The following is a 19,502-nucleotide window of genomic DNA, read 5'->3' as shown; positions in this document are numbered from 1 at the left end:
GCCGTACGGCCAGCCCTCGGCGGAAACCGGATAGTGGAGCGCCCGCTGCCCCCGGCGGGTGGCGACGGTGGCGGCCCCGGGCCGCTGGAGGGGCGGGCCGGGGCCGCGGGATCAGGGAGTCAGCGAGCGGTCACTCACTGTGCAGTTGTCAAGGTGCGGTCATTCGGCTTCATTCCTGCGTCGGGGTGTTCCTCGAGCGGACGAGGAACACGGCGGCGCCGCCGACCACGAGCAGGGCGATCGCGATTCCGGCTATCACCGGGGTGGCGCTGGAGCTGCCGGTCTCGGCGAGGTCGGTGCCCCCGCTGGAGTTGCCGTCGGCCGTGGCGGGGCTCGGCTCGCTCAGCGTCTGTGTGGTCTCACCTCCCGCGCTGCTCTGCGTCCGGCAGTCGAGGACGCCGTTGAACCGCTTCTCGTAGCCGTTCGGTCCCCTGATCGTGAAGTCGTACGGCTGGTCCTCCTGGAGCGGGACCGTCACGGTCTGTGATGTGCCCGCCTCGATGGTGTGCGCGGATCCCATCAGCTCGAAGGTGAACGGCTCGTCCCCCTCGTTGGTCGCCGTGATGTCCACGCCGCCCTTGGCGCAGTTCTTCTCGGCCGACAGGGCGGGTATCGCGCCCTTCTTGGCCCAGTTCGCGGTCGCCGTCGCGGAGACCGTCGACTCGCTGGAGCCCGCGAGGATCTGGGTCTGGCTTCTGGTCTCGGAGGCGAAGGCCCGGCCGACCGGCACGGTGGTCGAGGCCTGTACCGTCAGCGCGGCCGAGCCGTCCGCGGCACCCTCGGGCACGTCGAAGAACAGCCGGCTGCCGTCGGCCGCGGACGTGATGGCCCTGCCGTCCTCGTCGACGACCCGCACCCCGCTCGTCGCGTCGGCTGGCGGCGTCACCCCCACACTGTCCGCGTTGGTGTGGACCGTGACCGGGCCGAGCATTTCACCGGCGCGCCCGGAGACCGCCGGGGGATCCAGGGTCAGGGAAGCCTCGGGCTCCGCCACGTTCCGCGCGCTCTTCTGCAGGTGGTCGGCGAGCTTCTCCGCGCGTGGGTTCACCGCTTCCACATCGGCGCCGTCCGAGTACCGCCAGATCGCCACCTGCGTGCCGGCCGCCGCGTCCTCCTCGGTGAGGCCGCTCGCGCCCGCCCTCTCGGCCAGCGCCGCGAGGTCGTTCACCTGCGGGTAGGAGTTCTGCAGGATCCAACGGATCTTGCCCGCGTCCGGATTGCCGTTCAGCGACGTACCGCTCCAGGGCGTCTCCTGGTACTTGGCGGCCATCTGTGTCGGGGTTTGGATGTCGATGCAGTAGGTCTGCAGAGTGCCGCCGTTGTCGACGGACATCTCGAAGAGTCCCGCGGACACCTGCCTGTCCTCGCCGTTGTCGTGGATGACAGCGGGCCCGGACATCTTCAGGCCGCCTATGGTGGCGGTCGCGCCGCCCTGGCCCTGGGGGATCTCGTCGGCGGCGGCCGTACCCGCGGTGGTCACCGCGCTCACCACGACGAGTCCGGACACCAGCGTCGCCGCGGCGAGACGGGCAGGGCCCCGCCCGCGTGCGAACAGCGCAGAGAACGAAGACAGCACAGAATTCCCCTTCGAGCAGGACCCGTTGACGTGGGGGGTTACGGTCCCACCAGCAGAATCAGAAGCCCCGAGAGCTATGCCCGGCATCCTAGGGACGGCGCGCACCACGCCCCCCAGTCATGCCATCGGATAACCGATCCGACTCGGAATTGTTATCGCCAAGATCGCGTGGCGGGCCGGGCTTGTCGACAAATCCACTGGGATCGTTCGGAACGCATTCGCCGATAAGCCGCACTTCGACCGCCGAGGTCAGCGCCGATGTCACCCAAGGTCGGCTGACGAGGCGAGTGCGTTTGACGTCACGTCACCAGTGCTGGCGCTGCCTGCTGTTGAGCAGGCGCGTCCGGCTGCATTCCCGGCTCCGTTTCCCAGCTGGGCTCCGGCCGGGGCGGCGCGGCCGGAGCCGTCTCACCCTTGTTCGCCCGCCGGAACGCCGCGGTGCCGCGCGCCAGGTCGTGGCCGACCGCGGTGGCCTCGATGTCGGCGTACGTCCATGCCTTACCGTCGCGTTGGTCGGTGCGGACCTTCAGCCTGCCCTGGACGACCACCGGATCGCCCAGCGTCACGGACGCCTGCACATTGGTCGCGAGCGACCGCTTGGCCCACACCGTGAAGAAGTTGGTGTGTCCGTCCGTCCACGCGTTCTTCTCGCGGTCCCAGTACCGCTGTGTCACCGCCAGCCGGAACCGCGCCGACGCCCCCGACGCCGTCTCCCGGTACACCGGCCGCGTCGCGACGTTCCCCACCGCGCACACCGTCATCTCGTTCATGGCCGAACCCCTCCCATGTCCACACGCGTACGGGCCGGTCCCGTACGGCTGCGTCTGTCGCGACGACCGCGCTGTGATCGCCGCGATCTCAGACTGCCTCCGCCGGGCCCGAGCCCGCTGAGCGCTGTGGGCTACCGCCCGGTTGTGGACAACGCCGTCACCCGATCGGGGCCCCAATGCCCGTGACACGCACGTACTGCTCCCGTACCTCCCGATATCGCAGCAACTCCGCCGCCACCGGATCCAGCACCCGAGCCCGGCCGCACCCCGCGGCGGCCTCCCGCAATCGCCGTTCCGCCTCGTGCCCGTATCGCCGCGCAGGACCGCGTGCCGCCAGCTTGCAGGCCCACTCGACGCCCGGTCCGCCGACGATGCCGATCACCATCAGCAGCACCGGCACCCCGAGATTCGGTGACATGAAGCCGATGATCTGGCCCAGCAGCCAGAGTCCGCCGATGACTTGGAGGATGGTCATGGACGCCTGCACCAGTACGGCCGCCGGCCACCAGCCGGGCCGCGGCGGTCGCCCGGCCGGATTCCCGGCCCGTACCGCCAGTTCGTCCAGCGCCTCGGACAGCCCCTGCGATCCGCGTACGGCCGCCTCGCGCACCGACTGCGCCCAGGGTGTGGGCAGTCCGCCCGACGCCTGCTCGGCCACCGTGCGCACCGCCTGCTCGACGCGCTGGCGTGCCGTGGCCTCCTCGTCGGCGTACGTCCGCAAGGAGAGGAGCCCGGTCGGCGGTTCCCGCAGGTCCTCGTACCAGCGCCACAGCCGCAGCCAGGGGGTACCGCACGCGCGGTTGGCGTTGCGGCGCCAGGCGCGCTCGGCGGCCTCGCCCGCGGCCGTGGCGCCCACCGCGTCCGCGAGCCGGTCGGCGAACTCGTCGCGCGCCTCCTCGCTGAGCCCGGCCCACCGCCCGTTCGCGTAGACGGGCCACAGGCGCGCCGCCGCCGCGTCCAGGTCGGCGGAGATCCGGCGTGCCGCGGCTCCCCGCTCGGCCACGAAGTGGCCGAGCGTCTCGCGCAGTTCACCGACGCCGTTCCCGGTGAGTGCGGACACCGCGAGTACGGTCGCGCCCGGTTCGCCGTACTCGCCGAGCGCGATCCCGTCCTCGTCGAGCAGTCGCCTGAGGTCGTCGAGGACCTGGTCGGCGGCTTCTCCGGGGAGTCGGTCGATCTGGTTGAGGACTACGAAGGTGACTTCCGCGTGTCCCGCCATGGGCCGCAGATAGCGCTCGTGCAGTACGGCGTCGGCGTACTTCTCCGGGTCGACGACCCAGATGACGGCGTCGACGAGCCCCAGGATGCGGTCCACTTGTTCGCGGTGCTGGACAGCGGCGGAGTCGTGGTCGGGCAGGTCGATCAGGACGAGCCCGCGCAACTGCGCCTCGGCCTCGGGGCTCTGCAACGGACGCCGCCGCAGCCGCCCCGGGATGCCGAGCCGGTCGATGAGAGTCGCCGCGCCGTCACTCCAGCTGCACGCGATGGGCGCGGCGGTGGTCGGCCTGCGTACTCCGGTCTCCGAAATGGCCACTCCGGCGAGCGCGTTGAAGAGCTGCGACTTTCCGCTGCCGGTGGCCCCGGCGATGGCGACGACGGTGTGCTGCCCGGAGAGCCTGCGCCGCGCCGCCGCCGCGTCGAGGACGCGTCCCGCCTCGGCGAGCGTTCCGCTGTCGAGTCGGGTCCGCGACAGGCCCACCAGTTCGCGCAGCGCGTCGAGACGCGACCGTAGCGTCCTGTCGTACGCGAGAGGAGTCACCGCCGGTTGCCAGGGGTCGACGACCGCCTCCGGTACGGGCTGTCCCTGCCCATGCCCCTGCCTCTCGGCCGTAGCGGACACGCGCCGTGCGATCAGTCCGTCGTCCCAGAAGCCTTCGGATTCCGTGGAACCCACTGGATCCGCCGAACCCACAGAATCCGCGGAATCCATGAAATCCGCAGAATCCGTGGAACCCGTGGAACCCGTGGAACCCGCGGAAGTGGACTCCTCGGTCGAAGCGGACTCCTCGGTGTCCGTGACGTCCTCCACGCGCGCGTGCCCGTCGCCGTCGCCCTCCACCCGAGCGTCCTCCTGTACGAAATCGTTCTCCACGCGCGCGTGCTCACCGTCCCCGCGTCCCTCGTCGTCTCCGGTGTGGTCGGAGTGATCCCTGTGATCCGTGACGGCGGTCACCGCGGTCACCTCTCCTTCTGCAGTACGGACAGCGCGGCGATGAGTTCGGCCTGTGGTTCCGGGCGTACGTCGAGGGCGTCGAGCGGGGCGAGCCGCCGCTCTCGTTCGGCGTGCAGCGTCTTGTCGAGGTAGTCCGTGAGCAGTCGCCCGCCCCGGTCGCGCAGCCGCAGAGCACCGTGTGCGCCGATCCGCTCGGCGAGACTCTCGCCCGCGGACCGCGCCCGGCGGCCGCCCAGGAGCGCGGTGGCGACCAGCGCGGCCACCACCTCGGCGTCCGGTGCGATGCTCCTGTCGAGGTGGCGTACCTCCTCCTCGGCGTACTCCTCGATGACCCGCCGCCAGCGCCGTACGGCCAGCCCGATCCGGTGCTCGGCGCCCTCCGGGCTCGGGTCACGGTCCGCCAGGCCCGGTGCGCCCGCGGCCGGTTCACGCCGCCAGGCCTCGTCGACGCGCTCGTCGGCGGCGGCGACAGCACACAGCAGCAGCGCGGCCAGGCTCTCGACGAGCGCGTCGAGCAGCTCGCCGGCTGTGCAGTCCAGCGGGTAGCTGCGCCACCGCTTCAACGCGTCCCCGGCGAGCACCGCCCCGGCCTGCAAACGACCCCGCACGCGCGCGTGCTCGCTGTCGTACGCCCCGTCGACGGCCGCGGTGAGCCGCAGCGCGGCGGCGTACTGCGCGGCCGCCGCACTGGCCAGTTCGGGCATCCGCGCCTTCAGCGAGTCGAGCACCCCGTACGCCGTACGTGCCATCACCTGATGCCGGGCCCCGGGTTCCTGCGCCTGATGCATGAGCCAGGCCCGCAGCGGCGCCACGGCGGTGGCCGGCAGCAGACCCCCGCCCCACGCGGACTCGGGCAGCTCGGGCACGGTGAAGCGGGGCACGTCGCCGAGTCCCGCCTTGGTGAGCAGGGCGCCGTACTGCCGAGACACCTCGGACACCACCTGGTGCGGCACACGGTCGAGGACCGTGACGAGGGTGGCGTCGTGCTCCTTGGCCGTACGCAGCAGATGCCACGGCACGGCGTCGGCGTACCGCGCGGCCGTGGTGACCATGATCCATACATCGGCGGCACAGATGAGTTCGGCGGCGAGGACGCGGTTGTCGGCCATCAGGGAGTCGACGTCGGGCGCGTCGAGGAGAGCGAGCCCGCGCGGGAGGGTGTCGACGGTCTCGATACGCAGCACGCGCGCGCCGTCCTCGCCGGGCAGCAGCAGGTCGTCGCCGCCGTCCCTTCGGGGTCGCCACACGCGTGTGAGTTCGGGCAGTACACGCATTCCGCTGAACCAGTGCTGGTCCTCCGGATGGCACACCAGCACCGGAGTACGCGTCGTGGGCCGCAGCACCCCCGCCTCGCTGACGCGCCGTCCTACGAGAGAGTTGACGAGTGTCGACTTTCCGGCGCCGGTGGATCCCCCCACGACGGCGAGCAGCGGTGCTTCGGGCTCCCTCAACCGGGGCACGAGATAATCGTCGAGTTGTGCGAGCAGTTCGTCGCGGTTGGCACGCGCGCGTGGTGCCCCAGGCAAGGGCAGCGGAAAGCGTGCGGCGGCGACACGGTCGCGCAGGGCGGAGAGTGCGTCGAGCAGCTGAGGCCGTACGTCCAAGGTCACCACATGCGAAGAATGCCCAATTTTGGAGGCTTTCTGAAGCATATGACTATGTCTGCGCGCCGATCGGACACATGGGGCGGAAGGGATGACTGGGGCGCAGGCATAACGAGTGCACAACACCAGGGGCGCGAGGCGCCAAAAGCAATGCACGATTCGCACCTGCCTGCGATTATCAGGACCGCTTCACCGAACCTCCACATTGAGCCACGGAGGCGAAGCACCAGGGACAAGGTCCGGCGAGCCCTATCCTTGTCCCCGGCAAGGTCACGGTCCCGCCCTCACCCGGGCACGAGTACCAAAGGCCACCACACCCGGCCCCCGTAGCTCAGTGGATAGAGCAGGCGCCTTCTAAGCGCTTGGCCGCAGGTTCGAGTCCTGCCGGGGGCGCCACACTGCTCTGAGTTATCGCAGGTCAGGGCGCATTTCCCGGCTCCCCCGCAAAGTCGCGCCCTATCGCGACACTCGCCTGCAGGGGCGGGGCGTTCGCAGGTGGTAGCCCGTCCATCAGGCCTTGTCCGACTCGTCCTGCAGCCGCAGGTTCGCGCCCCCGTATATGTCGCGAATCGCGGAGACTTCACTATCCGTTACCGCTGCGCGGGTTTTTCGGGCTTCCCTGCCCGGCAGCCCGCTCGTGCTTGAAGTAGTCCCACATAATCTGCTCCGCCTTCTGCCCTGCCTTCGGCTGCACAGCCTCAGAAGACCGAAACCCAGTGGTCTCTCTCGTGCGCTCGCCACGAAAGTCTCGCTCCGGTGCACCGAAACTTTCTCGCTCAGCATCGGTTCCGCCCTGCTGTGGTTGAGCCACGAGGTTGGGAGCCTGGTCTCGCCATCCGTCCTCTGGCCGCTCGCGTCGGCTGGACCGATGCACGAGAAGTTCCACCGAGAACAGCAAGGCCACCGGCGGCCATCCAGCGACGAGTACCGGCTTCCACGCGAGAGCGGGGGCCGCCGCGATGTTGGCCGCAAGGGACACCGCGATGCCGAGCAGAAATGCCATCCACACCACGGCGCGCGCTCGCCCACCAGCATGTTGGGCAGGCTTCAGCAGCCCCACCGTCGCCAAGAGCAGCAACCCGTCGACAGACAGAGGCCACAGCGCCGCGCTCACCGCATCCGCACCGCCCTGGAGAGCAAACGCCCTCTGGTGAACGTAGGAGGCGTACGCAGCCACCGACGCCACGACCAACGCGCAGCCAGGCCGCACCCACACCTCACACCCGCCACCGCCACCGGTGGCCGGGAACTTCGACGCAACGTCACGGCCCGCGGAACGGCGCGGCGTTCGGCCTCCCGGAGGTCCCTCGACACCTGCTGTGTGTGCTCCCGGATGACATCGTGCGGTCGGAAACGGCGTGGTCCGTCGGGGGACTGGACTACGACGGCCAGATGAGCGGTGAGCAGTTCACCCACCGCATCCTGCACGGCCGGCACCCTGGCCGCCGCCGCGAGACCTCCGGTGGCCCGTCGTACCCGGCAGGCAGCCGAACAGCCGGACAACTGCCTGGCGGGGTCGGAAAGGCCCTGGTAGGCCAGGTCGAGAACCGTGCTCACCGATGGGGTCCCGTCCTCCGAGTGTGGTTAGCCGCCGGTGCCGAATGCCAGTACCGCGTCGTTGAGGCTCAACTGAGGGCGCTTCTTCACCAGCCATTCGCCGGCCGCGCGCAGCGCCAGCGGCAGGCCGCTGCAGATCCGGACCAGCGCCCGGGCCGCGCCGTCCGCGTCCGTGACGCGCCACCTGCGTACGAACTCGACCCCCGCTCGCTCGTCGAGCGGTTCGAGGGGGACGGCCACCACGCCGTCCATGGCCGGCTCCGGCAGGCCGGTGCGGCTGGTGACCACGAGCAGACCGGTGGCCGGGGCGGACTTCGGCTGCCTGACGGGCGTTGTCGACGACGAGGGTGTCGCCTCCGGCGGTGACAGTGCGGAAGAGCGCGGTTCGCTCGCGCGGGTCCGTCTGCCCTCTTCCAGGTCGGCGCAGAGGTGACCGCCGGGATAGGACGGCTCAAGCGCCCTGGCGACCCTGTCCGTGCTGAAAACCCTGTCCGTGCAGGTCAGGGTTTCGGCACGGACACACCAGCGCAGGGCGACAGGCCAGGATCTCGGCACGGGCCAGGACGCGCTCACCACCTCACGACCGCTCAGGTACCCCGGCGGGCTCGCTCGACGATCTCGTCCTCCGTGAGCGGCACATCGTGGTGACTGAGGCAGATCGGCACCTCGATCTTGCTGAATCCGGTCCCCTCGGTCGCGGCGTTGAACGTGCCGCGCTGGAGACCGGCGAGGTTGTCGAGGACCGCGTTCCGCGCCTCCGCCATGGTCTCGACGGCGTTGATCTGAGCGGGAACAGTAAGGCGGCCGATGAACTGGTTCACCGTGTTGCCCAGCGCCTGGTTGTGGATCCCCCTGGGCGTCTGCGAGGCGAGGACCATCCCGAGTCCGTATTTGCGTATCTGGCGGATGAGTTCGACCGTGCTCTCCGTACTCGGATTCGCCGCACCGGACGGTACGAAGTTCTGCGCCTCGTCCATCACCAGCAGCCCGCCCAGGGCACGGTCGCCGACCGGGTGCGCCCGGAACCATGAGAACAAGGTCGCCTGGAGGCGGCTGACGAACTGGGCCGGTCCGTCGCCGGACAGGCCGATGAAGCTGATTACCGAGATACGGGCGGCCTTCCCCGGCGACGGGATCAGGAGCATGCCGGGATCGGCGGGTGCGCCGGACTCCCCGAACAGCGGGTCGGTCTCCATCGCGGCTTCCAGCGTGTCCGCCATCTGAACCGCGAAGCGCCTGGTCCTGCTGTTGACGATGTCGGGCGGGGGCTCGGCGAGCAGCTCGACGAAGCCGGCCAAGGTCTTGCCGCCGTCGCGCGCGTACTGTTCGAGGGCACGTTTGAGGACCCCCAGCTGCTGGGTCGCGCGAGCGCTGCTGCCCCGTATGCCGGCATGCGGCGCGAGTGATGTCACGGTCGACCTGACCAGACGCGGGAAGTCGTCCTCGTCGTCAAGGACCGGACCGAAGTCGGGGAGCGGGTAGAACGAGATCGGGCGTCCCCGGTTCAGGCCCGGCGTCCACACCGTCACTTCGACATCCGCGAAATAGCGTTGAGCCTCGCGCTCATGTGCGTCCGCCCAGCGATCCGGCGTGCGCGGCCAGGGGTCGCCTAGCCGTGCGAGGTCGTCGTTCGGATCCAGCACGATCGCCGAGACACCGCGTAGAGCACATTGCTCCACGAGTCGCTTGATCAGGACCGTCTTGCCCGATCCCGCGGCCCCCACCACAGCGGTGTGCATCCGGAGCCGTTCCATGGGAACCGCGAACGGACGGCGGCCCCGGACCGTGGTGCCGATGACGATCTCGGTACGAGCCGGCTCGGCGTCCTCCGGCATGTCCGCCGCGTCCGCCCCGGAGCCGGTGTCCGTGGCCGTGATGCCGAGTTGCTGCCGCAGATCGGCCAGCACCGGCGCGAAGACCTCTGTGCGGGAGGCGGGGCGTTCCTGCCGCAGCCATTCGGCCAGGCCTGACGCACGGTCGTCGAGCATGGCCCGGAGAGCGGCCAGGGTCCGGAGATCGGCGGCACCGATCGGTAACGACATCCCGCCCCGCGCCTCGAAGTCGTCCTTGATTTCCTTGGTCTTGGCGCCGCTCGGATACGGGGTGTTCCGCAGCAGGATCAGCCGGCGGCTCGTCAGTTGGGCCGCCAGGCCGGCCTCCACAGCCGCGTTGCGGATCCGGGTCTGGGCGGCGCGAGGGTTGTCCGTGGCGATCGCCCGCAAGGACCAGTGGACTTCGTTTTCGCTGGCCTCGTCGACGACATGACGCAGCCGGGCGTGCAGCGCCGCCTTGCGGCCGAAGTCCGTCTCGATGAGGAACCGTGTCTCGTCCACACCGAGTTCCTTGACCAGGCTCCGCAGTCCCGCGCCCAGCAGAGCGGGCATCAGGTCATCCTCGGAGGCGGCGTTGAGCGGCCCGAGATCATCGGCCTCGGCACGGAGCTTTTCGAAGGACTCGGTCAAGGCGTTCAGGTTGCCGGCCTTCGCGGGCGTGGGCTGTGCGGCTCCCCTGGGCTCTTCGCTTGTCAAGGAGGTCAGTTCGGAGACCGTGCCGGTCTGCTCACACTCGTCGAGGTGCTTCTCGACGCGCTTGAGCAGCCGCCGTGCGGTGAAACGGTGGGAGGCTTCGGCCAGCGCGGCCGGGCTGATCGGCCAGGTCGGGTAGGGCGGGGTGAACCCCTCGGCCTCGTAGCCTTGGCGAAATCGGTTACTGATGATGGCGGCGGCGGTGGCCTCGTCGGGAATCGCTCCGAGCGTCGGCAGGACCTCGAACCGGTCCAGGGCGGACCGGACCGCCGACCGAGAAATCAGCCCCCAGGTGTCCTGGAGACAGGCCACGACCATCAGGGTCCGGCGGGTTTCCTCCCGCAGTTCCATCAAGCCGGCGGCGATGTCGCTGCTCAGCCGCTGCGCGGCCCGGCTTCCGCCGGACGCGGACGACGTCAGCGCAGACGTCTCCGACGCGGACACCAGGTTGTCCAGCTGGTCGAAGGCGAAGACCAGCGGTCCGACGAGGGCGAACAGGCGCGTGAGATCGCGGAGCAGGAGTTGAGCCGGTCGCCCGCGGGGTGACATCCCCCAGGCGGCACGCCGGCCCGGATCGTCGTCGTCAAGTGCGAGGTAGGCCTGGCCGATCCCCGCGGAATCGCCTGTGGAGGCGACGAGCGCCAGCGCGCGGGCCGTATCGGCGGCCTCGTTGCCCACCTGCCGGTCGATTCTCCGGATGCCCTGAACGAACGCGTCGACATGGGCACGCGTCAACTCCCGCTCACCGATGATGGCGTTGTGGGTCTCCGTGTCGAGGCCGACCTGGCGCGAAAGCCCGCCGAGGAGGCGAACCAGCTGCAACTGGTCGCCCTCGTCCTTCCGGTACAGACTGTCGACGAGACTGTTGGTGGCGCCCTCCCAGAAGTCCCGGCCGGTCACGAGCTTGATGTAGAAGAAGAAGCCGCCGCGCTCCTGGATCTCGTGGCGGGTCCAGCCGAGCAGATGCGTCTTGCCTGATCCGCGCTCGCCGCATACCACCGCCGCGACCGGCGAGTGGGCGCGCTCGACAGCGCTCATCGCCCTTTCCAGCCGCCGGTACACCTCCCGATGAAGGCCGTCGACGTGGTAGGGGGTCACCGGCGTCCAGACCTCGTCCGACGTCGGCGCGGTGCTGATGTGGATGGCCTTCAGGGCCGCGATCTCCCGGTTCACGCCGGCCCGATCCGCAGCAGGTGCCGGGGTTCGCCGCCGATGTCGACGGCGGCGTCGCGGTCCTGGTCGCTGAGTGCGCGCTGGTTGAGTTCGGCCATCAGCTGTACGTCGGGCTGCTCGATCATCCGGTCGAGTTCGGCGTCGACGACCCCCCGTGGCATGTCTTCGAGCCATGGGCGCAGCGCCGACAGCTTGACCCAGCTGCCTGGTTCGCGGCGAACGGTGAGTTCCGTGTAGACCGCGCGGATCCAGCTCTCGACGTCGGGTTTGAAGAACTCGCCGAATTTGGTGCCCGAACTCGCCAGATACTGTCCGACGCTGTCCAGCACCGCGTAGAGCACACCGGCCGGAAACTTCGCTCCGTCCGGACGTCCGGCCACCAGGGCGGACTCACACCAGGTCCTGCCCGCGGGCGTGAGCTGGTGCGTGTTGACCGCACCGCGTTTCCTGGTCGCGATCCGCTCGACATCCTGATTCGCTCGTCGGCGTATCTCCGCGCTGACCTCAAGTCCGGCGAGATCGCGCAGTTCACGGTTGGTCACCGGTCGTGCGACCACCATCAGGGCAAACAGCGATGCATGATCGCGTACGGTCAACTCCGTCGGCACAGTACCCCTCCTCGATGAGCCGAAAGCCGTTCAGATGTCGAGCCCTGGCCCGGGCACCAGTTCCACCCGGCCGGTCGCGCTGGACAACTCGCCCGTCACGGTGACCTCCTGCTGCTCCCGATGCACGGTGATCGCCCGGTCGTACGAGGCCTGGTCCGGAAGCCGCACCCAGACGGCCCGCCGGACCAGTTCGGCTTGCTCGGTGCGCAACTCGCCGCGGATCTTGATCCGCCACCGGTCGTTGCCGGCCGCGTCGTCGTGCAGTCCCTCGACCACGCCGGAGAGCGTCGCGGCACCGGTGGCGTTGAGGTCACGAAGCCGGTTGGCCGCCGCCGACAGAAGCGATCCCGAGGTCTCGGGGAATGCGACGACGTGGGACGGCGCGTCGAGTGGCTGCGAGCGCGCCCACCGGAAGGTGATCTCGAACGGCTCGCTCCGGTCGGAGCCGGAAAGCTCGCTGAGCGCCTTGCAGAGATCCGCCGAGACGCCGGCCGTGACGGTTTCGTCGAATGCCGCGGGCTCGTCCGCCGCTACGGCCGCCTGGGCGGCGCTCACCGCTTCATGCATCTGAACCAGCACGGTCCGGCCGGCGATCTGCTCTCCACTCGGGGCCTGAGCCGTCGTATCCGCCGGCACCCGGGTCTCCACGACGTAGCTTCCGGCTTTGGAGGGGCCGAGCTCGGCCGCACGCAGGAGGTCACCCACCACGCCCGGTGCCCGGCCGACGAAGGAGAAGTGCGGACCCTGCACGACGGTGCGTGTCGCCGCACTCAGGAGGTTGCGGACACCCACCACGGCCTGCGCACCTAAGAGGAGCGACGTGTAACCCGGGTCGTGCCCCGTGGGAAACGTCCGGAAATACTGCTTGTCCAGCTGCGGTCGGGCGATCTCCAGGGCGATGTCGCCCGCCGGTCGGTCCTCCACCGCGGACAGACAGCGAAGGATCTCCCGGACCCGGCGCTCGTTGTCCCCCATGCCGTCGCGAGCAGGCACCAACACCTCGTAGTCGCCCGCGTGTTGCCACACACTCGCCCCGCGCCAGCCTTGCGGGTCCCGCTCCCAGCCCGTCTCGGCCAGATAGCCGGCGATGTCATCGACCTTCAGCGGAATCGTCATCCCGGTTCCCCTACCAGTCCGACTGGGTCTCGGTGAGCCGGCGCAGCGAAGAGGCGGTGAGCACGTTCGCTGTCGGAACCCTGACCGGACGTATTCGCTCACGATCAGGATCCTTGATCGGCTCCTCAGAACGAAGCGAGACGAAGTAGCCCAAGTGACGGAGCATGACGCCCTCGGTCGTCATGGCCGCGTACTCCTCCTTGTCCGCGGGGACGCAGATGACGAACAAGAACCGGGGAACGGTGAAGTCGGGGCCGGCGAGCCTGTTGAACTGCCACTCATTGAGCCCGCGGTAGTTCAGATGACCGGACGATCCGGACGGCTTCGACCATGTCTTGATCTGAGCTTCGATGGTGGGTGACTGCCTCCGTCCGTACCGACCGGTGGCACGGAATCCGAGATCGATCCCATCCGCGTCGAGATCGTCCTGCGAAACGATCAACCCTGCCGCGGAGGCAAGCACACGGACATAGTCCTCGCCGAACTTGCCCTGATGCTGCTTCGCGTCGAGCACGAAAGCCCCCAATGTCCCCCTACTGCGGCACACAGCAGGAGGAATCGTACGGGGCGCGCCAACGACTGTCAGGGTCCCATATCGGCCCTTCCGACAGACCTGCGAAACGATGGTCGGCAGGCAGCTGTTCATCTCTGATGCGATGTAGGGGCGGGCCTCCCGCCCCGACCGGGTACGGACGACGCTGCGGTTGCCGCATCTGGCTCGTTCTCCCGTTCTGGGAAGTCAGGGGGCCTTGATGTGCCACCTGTCCGTGCCCGTGGTCACCGCCCACGGCGCATTCGGAACCACCACCCTCGTCCTGATGCTCCTCGCGGCCGTCCGACCCTCGCGCCCGCTCGCTGCGCTCCGGGAGACTTGGTCGTCATCGCGCCGGATGCGGTGCACTGGGTGGAGAACGGCGTCGGCACCGAGCCGGTGCGGAGATGTTCGTCGCGCACGGCACGCCAGCCGCTCCCGAAGCGGCGCCTACAACGCCCCCGCCCTGTGGGTGTGGTCACCCCAACCGGTACACGAACCACTGATCCCCAAATGGATGTACGACACGCTCACCCAGAGACCGCCGACCAACCAGGGGTCCCGGGCCGGGAACACCATCAACACCCATCCGCAGACGAACCGCACCTACGTGCTCCGCGGGATGGTGCTGCACGCCTGCAGCCGGCGCATGTACGGCAAGCACCGCAAGGGCATCACCTCCTACTGCTGCCAACCTGAGGCCAACAACCGCGGCCGCCCCGACGCCTACGCCGGCCACCCCAAAACCGCCTACATCCGCGAGGACCTCCTGCTGGACGCCCTGGCCGCCTTCTACACCGACCATGTGCTCCGCCCGGACCGGCCCGATCTGCTGGCCGCCGCCCTCAAACGCGCCCAGCACCGCAACGCGAGCCAACTCCAAAACGAACGAGACCGGCTGAACCTCCTGCTCAACGACGTAGCCCGCCGCCAGCACAATCTCCTGCAACAGGCCCAGAACTGCCCCGCCGACGACTCCTACACCACCGCCCTCCGCCACACCTACAACGACCTGGAAGACCAGCGGGTCAACACTCTCAACGCACTCCGAACTCTCGATACGGCCGACCGTACAGAAGCATCCGACATCCTCGCCGAGCTCCTCGACGCCCTCCCCTACCTGGCCCGTCATCTCGCCGATGCCCCCGAACAGCTGCAACGACGCCTGTTCGAAACCACTCAGCTCACCGTCCGCCTGCACGCCGACAGCGACGACGTCTCCTTCCACATCACCCTGTCAGAGCAGCACCACCCGACCAGTGCCTCGGCCGCCCTCACGGATGCCGTCCCGTGCTCATGAGTGGCTGCGCCGTCCGCTCACGCGCGCCCCATCCACCGTTTCCGAAATCCGGCCGGTCCGGCGCCAACGGGCCAGCACGGCCCGCCCGTAGTTGTTCGTACCCGCCACCCGATCCAGCTCCGCGCCACTGGCCACCCGCCCCGCAGCCAACTGCCGCCGGAAGTGCTCCCACATCACCTCCTCTGCCGTCGCCCCAGCTGCAGACCGCGACGGACCATCACTCACGGACCGAACCTCTGGATGCCCTGGCTCGTCACCGCCTGTCGGCTCTCGGCTGCCGCGACCCGTCTCTCGCCGCACAGTCTCGGTCTCGTCTCGCTCCGCCAGGTCTCCCCCACGACCATCCGCTCCCCTCATCTCTCGGTCTCGCCGCGAGGCGCCCTCTCGCCGAGTCTCGTCGCACAGCTCCGAGGGGCCTTCCGGACTCTCGCCGTGGTCACGAACGGCGGGACGGTGCACCAGCAACTCCACCGACAGCAGCAGGGCGACCGGCGGCCAGCCCGCCACCAGCATCGGAGTCCACGCCAATGCAGGCGCAGCCGCCACATTCGCCGCCAGAGAGACTGCAATACCGAGGAGAAAGGCCAGCCACACCACGGCCCGCGTTCGACGCCCCACATCACGGGACGGGTTCAACAGCCCCACCGTCGCAAGCAGCAACAAGCCGTCCACCGACAACGGCCATAACGTCGCACTCACCACATCCGCCCCACCCTGCAGGGCGAACTCCCGCTGATGCACGTACGAGGCGTACCCGGCCACCGACGCCACCACCAGCGCGCAGCACCGCCGTACCCACCCCTCAAGGCCGACGCCCGGATCAGTGCCGCTCGGAGGAGCGTCACGGACGCCCGCAGCCTCACCGCGCGGCGTTTCGCTCGGAGCGGTCACCGGGAACCACCCCTACGCCGGCGCCGACGCACCCGCGGCACCGCCACCGTGCCGGAAAGCACCAGCTCACGGCGGCTCCGGGCCCGTACAGATGCTGTCGGTGCCCCGCCGGGGGCGCAAAGATGCCTCTCACCTGCGGATACGCGTGAGGGGCTCTTCCGTTTACGGCGCGCACATCTCTCTGTGAGCAAGCGCCTCACCCGGCACACGATCGCGGACAGAGACAGACCCGGCGTCGTGGCAGCAGCAACCCTCGTCGACGAATCCACACCCGGGGCACGATGTAGCACCTGGTAGCACACCTTCGCTATCGTGGGCTCCATGACAGCGAAGCCCGAGATCACGCAGCGCGATCTACGCACTCGTTCCAAAGAGATCATGGACGCCGTCCAGGGAGGACAGGCGTTCACCGTCACCCGCGACGGGCACCGGGTCGGCGAGCTGGTCCCGCTCCGCCGCCGTCGCCGCTTCGTTCCCCGTGCCGAGTTCGCGGCCATGTCACGCACCGCCCCTGACATCTCGCTGGACGCCTTCCGCGACGACCAGAATGCCGTCCTCGAGCAAGAGTTGGACGACCCGTATGCCCGTTGAGCACGAGCAAGGTCTGCTTGATACCAACATCATGATCTTGCGCAAGTGGATCGACGCCGACGAGTTGCCCGCCGAGATGGCCATCAGCACCATCACCCTCGCGGAACTCTCCGCAGGCCCGCACCAGGTACGCGGCAGCGATGAGCAGAGCGACTACGACGAACACGCCGAGCGGGCCCGCCGCGTGGACGTCCTGCAGCGCGCTGAGAACGAATTCGACCCCATTCCCTTCGACGTGGAGGCGGCCCGCATCTACGGCAGAATCTGCGCCGCCGTCGTCTCCGCAGGCCGCCAGCCCCGTCGCCGTGTGGCCGACCTGATGATCGCCGCCATCGCGGCCGCCGAGGAACTCCCCCTCTTCACCACCAACCCCGATGACTTCAAGGGCCTCGGCGACTTGATCACCATCGTGCCCGTAACGCGGCCCGAGGTTCTGCACGACCGGTAGCACCGCGCCTGAGCGACCGCCACGGCGGGACCGCCCGACGCCGGCGAGCGATGCGCTCCCGCATACAGGGTCCCGCGGAGCCCTGCCTACTGCTCCAGCACCCATGGCGAGCAGGAGCAGCAGGGCAGCCGATGAGTGCAGAAAGTGACAGCAAGCGACTTGGCGACTTTCGTTCGCGCGCGACCTGCTTTTACGCAGGTGAGCACATCGCTTAACCCCTGACACCTTCTAAGCGCTTGGCCGCAGGTTCGAGTCGGGGTTGTCGACCATTTCCAGGCCGCTTCCAGGCCGCGTAGGAGTCGCTTGCTCGTGGTCTCAGCCTCGGCGATGGCCTGGCGCAGTGACGCCGCGCGCAGCTCCCGTTCGTGCTGGGCGTCGGTGTCCATCTGGTCCAGGGATTCGGTGAGCAGGTCTCGCCGGTACTCGCCGAGCACCTGGTCGGACAGGAAGACGCCGAGGCCTTCGACCATGCCCGTCTCCGGCACCCAGATGCCAGCGGGTGGTCCGCAGCACGGTACGGCTTCTTCGGCGCGCAGACGTAGTGATTGATCCCCTTGCTCGGCTTGCCGTGGAAGCGACGCTCGCACTGCGTGCAGAAGATGATCACCGGCCCGGCCTTCTCCCCCGACGGCAGGCGGCTGTACTTCTCCAGCCAGCGCGGCACCACCGGCAGCTCCTCCGGCGGCATCACCTACGAGGTCACCGGCCCCTTCCGCACCACCGCCTGACAGCGATCCGGTGGTAGTCGGGCGGCACAGCGCACACCGTCCAACCATCACCGGCCTGTCGGCGACGACATCCACCCTCAACGAAGGCCGGTTGCCGTCGAACAAGGCGGCAACCGGCTGTCCCCAGCGCCCGCATCCACACGACGCTCAGCGGCGAACCCGCCGACAGCCACTGACCGGCGTACGAACCGCCTGGTCCGCTGGGACCTGGAAGAGGTTCTCCCAACGATCACCTTCCGTTGGGAATCGGACCATGGGCTCGGTCCTAGGGTGACGGTCGCCGCCCCCCGGTCCGTTGCATCGAGAGGACTCCCATGACAGGCAAGTCCAACGGAAGACCGACCGGTTCCGGTTTTGAACGACGCACCCTTCTGCGCGGGGCTGCGGTGGCCGCGGCCGCGTCTGTCCCGTTCCAGGCCCTCGCGGCACGGACTGCGGCAGCCGCGCCGGCCAAGCTGGAATTCGACGCGGGGTACGGCCCGCTGCGCCCGGTCAAGGACCAGGCAACCGGTCTGGAACTGCTGCAACTGCCGCGCGGTTTCGAGTACATCTCCTACGGCTGGACGAACGACCTCATGGACGACGGGGTGCGCACCCCGGGCGCGCACGACGGCATGGCGGCCTTCCGCTACGGGGACCGGGTCCACCTCGTCCGCAACCACGAGCGCGGCGTCGGCCCCGCCTTCACCGCCCCGGCCTACAACCCCGAGGCCGGCGGCGGCACCACCACCCTGGTCTTCGACCCGGACGCCGGGCAATGGCTGGAGTCCTACGGCAGCCTCGGCGGCACCATCCGCAACTGCGCCGGCGGCGCCACCCCGTGGAACACCTGGCTCACCTGCGAGGAAACCTTCTCCACCACTGCGGGCAAGCGCCACGGCTACATCTTCGAAGTGGCCTCGGAAGGCAAGGGCAACCCCGAGCCCTACAAGGCCATGGGCCGGTTCAACCACGAGGCCATCGCCATCGACCCGGCGACCGGCTACGTCTACGAGACCGAGGACCGCGGCGACGCCTCGCTCTACCGCTTCGTACCGGCGGTGCCCGGCGACCTGTCCAAGGGCGGCCGGCTGGAGGCCATGCGCATCGGCACGACGACGTACGACACCCGCCTCGACGGCGAGAAGGCGTACGGCACCGTCTCCTGGGTGCCCGTGGACGACGTCGACCCGGCCACGGACACGGTGCGGGTCCAGGCGCAGGCGAACGGCGCCGCGGTGTTCAGCCGTCTCGAGGGCGCCTGGTACGGCAACGACCGCATCTACGTGATCACGACCGACGGCGGACCGGCCCGCCAGGGCCAGGTCTTCGAACTCGACCCCGCCACCGACGAGTTCCGGGTGCTCTTCGCCTCCCCCGGCGCCGACGTGCTCAACGCACCGGACAACATGTGCGTCAGCCCCCGCGGCGGCCTGCTGCTCTGCGAGGACGGCGGCGGCACCGAGTACGTCCACGGACTGACTGCGCAGGGCGAGATCTTCCGCTTCGCCACCAACAACGTCGACCTGCGCGGCGGCACCGCCGGCAAGAACGTCCCGGCCGGCGACCACAGGGGCTCGGAGTGGGCCGGCTCGGTGTTCGAACCGAAGCACGGCAACTGGCTGTTCGTGAACATCCAGACCCCCGGCATCACCTTCGCGATCACCGGCCCCTGGACCCAGGGCGCCCTCTGAGCCGTCAGCCGGACACTGCGGCCGCACGGTGCTGCCGCGGCTCAACGTGACCTGAGCCGGCCATCCGTGCACCAGGCAAGAAAGGATGGTGCCGGAGACCATCTCGACCAGGGACGCGTCGTGGACACCGCACGCCCCGCCGAGCATCACCATGGTGGGGGGGGTGGCCTCGACGCGCTCCCGTACACCCGGACCCGGCCCAGAGCATCCTCACTATCGACGGCGTGCCGTTCTTGC

At 69.3% G+C, this 19,502-nt stretch carries 17 protein-coding genes, 1 tRNA gene and 1 pseudogene; 7 read left to right on the top strand and 12 right to left on the bottom strand.

Features of this window, described 5'->3' with window-relative positions; genetic code table 11:
* Window positions 1-169 precede the first annotated feature (169 nt).
* From G5C60_RS22040 to G5C60_RS22025, 4 genes are all read right to left on the bottom strand, one after another.
* A complete protein-coding gene (locus G5C60_RS22040) occupies window positions 170-1,576 on the bottom strand; it encodes a TQXA domain-containing protein (protein WP_338145889.1) in 1,407 nt (468 codons plus the stop codon).
* A gap of 299 nt (window positions 1,577-1,875) precedes the next feature.
* Window positions 1,876-2,346 carry a single-stranded DNA-binding protein gene (locus G5C60_RS22035; RefSeq protein ID WP_165261927.1) on the bottom strand — a complete coding sequence of 157 codons (471 nt, stop codon included), beginning with the start codon at window positions 2,344-2,346 and terminating at the stop codon, window positions 1,876-1,878.
* Window positions 2,347-2,503: 157 nt separating this feature from the next.
* Window positions 2,504-4,519: a GTPase gene (locus G5C60_RS22030; protein ID WP_165261977.1), complete on the bottom strand. Its 2,016-nt coding sequence runs from the start codon at window positions 4,517-4,519 to the stop codon at window positions 2,504-2,506.
* Window positions 4,520-4,524: 5 nt separating this feature from the next.
* Window positions 4,525-6,132 (bottom strand): dynamin family protein, encoded by a 1,608-nt coding sequence (locus G5C60_RS22025; RefSeq protein ID WP_165261925.1) that lies wholly within the window; start codon window positions 6,130-6,132, stop codon window positions 4,525-4,527.
* A 311-nt stretch (window positions 6,133-6,443) separates the two neighbouring features.
* On the opposite strand from G5C60_RS22025, the gene G5C60_RS22020 reads away from it, so the two are divergent.
* Window positions 6,444-6,519 (top strand) — tRNA-Arg (locus G5C60_RS22020).
* 187 nt (window positions 6,520-6,706) lie between these two features.
* Here G5C60_RS22020 and G5C60_RS52235 read toward each other — a convergent pair.
* Both G5C60_RS52235 and G5C60_RS22010 read right to left on the bottom strand, forming a co-directional pair.
* Window positions 6,707-7,339: a DUF2637 domain-containing protein gene (locus G5C60_RS52235; RefSeq protein WP_338145888.1), complete on the bottom strand. Its 633-nt coding sequence runs from the start codon at window positions 7,337-7,339 to the stop codon at window positions 6,707-6,709.
* Between the two features lie 368 nt (window positions 7,340-7,707).
* Window positions 7,708-7,968, bottom strand: a complete 261-nt coding sequence (locus tag G5C60_RS22010; RefSeq protein ID WP_165261923.1) for a hypothetical protein — start codon at window positions 7,966-7,968, stop codon at window positions 7,708-7,710.
* Here G5C60_RS22010 and G5C60_RS22005 point away from each other — a divergent pair.
* Complete coding sequence (locus tag G5C60_RS22005) at window positions 7,961-8,113, top strand: hypothetical protein (protein ID WP_165261921.1); 153 nt, start codon at window positions 7,961-7,963, stop codon at window positions 8,111-8,113. The genes G5C60_RS22010 and G5C60_RS22005 overlap by 8 nt on opposite strands.
* Before the next feature lie 154 nt (window positions 8,114-8,267).
* On the opposite strand, the gene G5C60_RS22000 is transcribed toward G5C60_RS22005, so the two are convergent.
* From G5C60_RS22000 to G5C60_RS21985, 4 genes are read right to left on the bottom strand one after another with little or no spacing between them, the layout of a single operon-like run.
* Window positions 8,268-11,378: a helicase HerA domain-containing protein gene (locus G5C60_RS22000; protein ID WP_165261919.1), complete on the bottom strand. Its 3,111-nt coding sequence runs from the start codon at window positions 11,376-11,378 to the stop codon at window positions 8,268-8,270.
* Window positions 11,375-11,986, bottom strand: coding sequence for a hypothetical protein (locus tag G5C60_RS21995; protein WP_165261917.1), 612 nt, complete (start codon window positions 11,984-11,986; stop codon window positions 11,375-11,377). The genes G5C60_RS22000 and G5C60_RS21995 overlap by 4 nt, the downstream gene beginning before the upstream one ends.
* A gap of 30 nt (window positions 11,987-12,016) precedes the next feature.
* On the bottom strand, window positions 12,017-13,102 hold the full coding sequence (locus tag G5C60_RS21990; protein ID WP_165261915.1) for a hypothetical protein: 1,086 nt from the start codon (window positions 13,100-13,102) through the stop codon (window positions 12,017-12,019).
* A 10-nt stretch (window positions 13,103-13,112) separates the two neighbouring features.
* Window positions 13,113-13,748 carry a DUF4365 domain-containing protein gene (locus G5C60_RS21985; RefSeq protein ID WP_206439832.1) on the bottom strand — a complete coding sequence of 212 codons (636 nt, stop codon included), beginning with the start codon at window positions 13,746-13,748 and terminating at the stop codon, window positions 13,113-13,115.
* 403 nt (window positions 13,749-14,151) lie between these two features.
* On the opposite strand from G5C60_RS21985, the gene G5C60_RS21980 reads away from it, so the two are divergent.
* Window positions 14,152-14,934 carry a hypothetical protein gene (locus tag G5C60_RS21980; protein ID WP_165261913.1) on the top strand — a complete coding sequence of 261 codons (783 nt, stop codon included), beginning with the start codon at window positions 14,152-14,154 and terminating at the stop codon, window positions 14,932-14,934.
* Here the strand turns inward: G5C60_RS21980 and G5C60_RS52230 are convergent.
* Complete coding sequence (locus tag G5C60_RS52230; protein WP_338145891.1) at window positions 14,929-15,675, bottom strand: DUF2637 domain-containing protein; 747 nt, start codon at window positions 15,673-15,675, stop codon at window positions 14,929-14,931. The two genes, G5C60_RS21980 and G5C60_RS52230, sit on opposite strands and share 6 nt — an antisense overlap.
* A gap of 471 nt (window positions 15,676-16,146) precedes the next feature.
* On the opposite strand from G5C60_RS52230, the gene G5C60_RS21970 reads away from it, so the two are divergent.
* Both G5C60_RS21970 and G5C60_RS21965 read left to right on the top strand, forming a co-directional pair.
* A complete protein-coding gene (locus tag G5C60_RS21970; protein ID WP_165261911.1) occupies window positions 16,147-16,416 on the top strand; it encodes a type II toxin-antitoxin system prevent-host-death family antitoxin in 270 nt (89 codons plus the stop codon).
* Window positions 16,406-16,864, top strand: a complete 459-nt coding sequence (locus G5C60_RS21965; RefSeq protein WP_165261909.1) for a type II toxin-antitoxin system VapC family toxin — start codon at window positions 16,406-16,408, stop codon at window positions 16,862-16,864. Before G5C60_RS21970 ends, G5C60_RS21965 begins: the two co-directional genes overlap by 11 nt.
* A gap of 86 nt (window positions 16,865-16,950) precedes the next feature.
* Here G5C60_RS21965 and G5C60_RS21960 read toward each other — a convergent pair whose 3' ends face one another.
* Window positions 16,951-17,334, bottom strand: a complete 384-nt coding sequence (locus tag G5C60_RS21960; RefSeq protein WP_165261907.1) for a hypothetical protein — start codon at window positions 17,332-17,334, stop codon at window positions 16,951-16,953.
* Window positions 17,335-17,466: 132 nt separating this feature from the next.
* Here G5C60_RS21960 and G5C60_RS21955 point away from each other — a divergent pair.
* Both G5C60_RS21955 and G5C60_RS21950 read left to right on the top strand, forming a co-directional pair.
* Window positions 17,467-17,592 (top strand): annotated as a pseudogene (locus G5C60_RS21955) (translocation protein TolB); the annotation flags it as partial.
* A 314-nt stretch (window positions 17,593-17,906) separates the two neighbouring features.
* Window positions 17,907-19,265 (top strand): alkaline phosphatase PhoX, encoded by a 1,359-nt coding sequence (locus G5C60_RS21950; protein ID WP_165261905.1) that lies wholly within the window; start codon window positions 17,907-17,909, stop codon window positions 19,263-19,265.
* Window positions 19,266-19,502 lie beyond the last annotated feature (237 nt).

This window comes from Streptomyces scabichelini (genome assembly GCF_011045015.1).
Lineage (GTDB): Bacteria > Actinomycetota > Actinomycetes > Streptomycetales > Streptomycetaceae > Streptomyces > Streptomyces scabichelini.
This window is presented reverse-complemented; position numbering and strand designations above follow the sequence as displayed.

Coding starts and splice junctions, on each gene's coding strand:
- G5C60_RS22035 (WP_165261927.1), bottom strand. CDS start 2,346: ATGAACGAGATGACGGTGTGCGCGGTGGGGAACGTCGCGACGCGGCCG.
- G5C60_RS21990 (WP_165261915.1), bottom strand. CDS start 13,102: ATGACGATTCCGCTGAAGGTCGATGACATCGCCGGCTATCTGGCCGAG.
- G5C60_RS21985 (WP_206439832.1), bottom strand. CDS start 13,748: ATGAACAGCTGCCTGCCGACCATCGTTTCGCAGGTCTGTCGGAAGGGC.
- G5C60_RS21980 (WP_165261913.1), top strand. CDS start 14,152: ATGTACGACACGCTCACCCAGAGACCGCCGACCAACCAGGGGTCCCGG.
- G5C60_RS21970 (WP_165261911.1), top strand. CDS start 16,147: ATGACAGCGAAGCCCGAGATCACGCAGCGCGATCTACGCACTCGTTCC.
- G5C60_RS21965 (WP_165261909.1), top strand. CDS start 16,406: ATGCCCGTTGAGCACGAGCAAGGTCTGCTTGATACCAACATCATGATC.
- G5C60_RS21960 (WP_165261907.1), bottom strand. CDS start 17,334: ATGGTCGAAGGCCTCGGCGTCTTCCTGTCCGACCAGGTGCTCGGCGAG.
- G5C60_RS21950 (WP_165261905.1), top strand. CDS start 17,907: ATGACAGGCAAGTCCAACGGAAGACCGACCGGTTCCGGTTTTGAACGA.